Below are 785 nucleotides of genomic sequence, written 5' to 3' on the forward strand. Positions count from 1 at the left end.
GCACCGGGCCTTGCGGACAGCAATTGTCGAAGTTCGTTTGCGTCCTGGAGCGGCACTTTCGGAAAAGGACATTGCGCGTTGCCTTAACGTCAGCAAGACGCCAATCCGCGAAGCATTGATACGGCTGGTAGAGGAGCGCCTTGTAACCGTCGTGCCCAAAAGCGGAACCAGAGTAGCTCCTATCAATATTGAGCGGTTCCGGGAGGGCTGTTTTGCTCGCTTGCATATCGAAGTGGCTGCAGTGGCTCAGGCGGCAGCTCTTCGGTCGGACGAAGACATCATACGCATGAAGGCGAACCTTGCCCGGCAGCGCGAGGCCTTGGACAATGAGGCTTACTGGGAATTCTTCTTATGCGACGAGCAGTTTCACGCGCTTATTCTCAAAGCTGCAGGATTGAAAGGGCTCGTCCCGATCATGGAAGTTGCCAAGGTTGAAGTCGACCGCATTCGTAGCTTGAAGAACCGTCTCGGCGTACGGCGTACCGAAACGGTCATTGGTCAGCACGAGGAAATAGTCGACGCCATTGCAGCACGTGATCCGGGCCGCGCCTCGGCCGCGATCCGCAATCATCTAGGTGAAGTCGACAAACGCATCTGGGAGCTTGGCGAGGACCATGCGCTGTGGAGCTACATTGAATCGGTGAGCCGTCCTCAACCAAAAACTCAAATCGGTATCGCTGGATAAGAAATCTCTCCGAAGGAATGAAATGAATGTTCAAGAACAAGACCGCAATCGTCGCCGGTGGCGCACGCGATATTGGCCGCGCCTGTGCCGTGAGACTGGC

The 785-nt window shown here is 55.8% G+C and carries 1 protein-coding gene; it reads left to right on the forward strand.

Features of this window, described 5'->3' with window-relative positions; translation table 11 throughout:
• Positions 1–685, forward strand: a 685-nt coding sequence (locus ACXJ5O_RS28775; RefSeq protein WP_457302883.1) for a GntR family transcriptional regulator, incomplete at its 5' end; no start/stop codon positions are given.
• Positions 686–785: the final 100 nt, after the last annotated feature.

This window comes from Phyllobacterium sp. P5_D12, assembly GCF_054049495.1.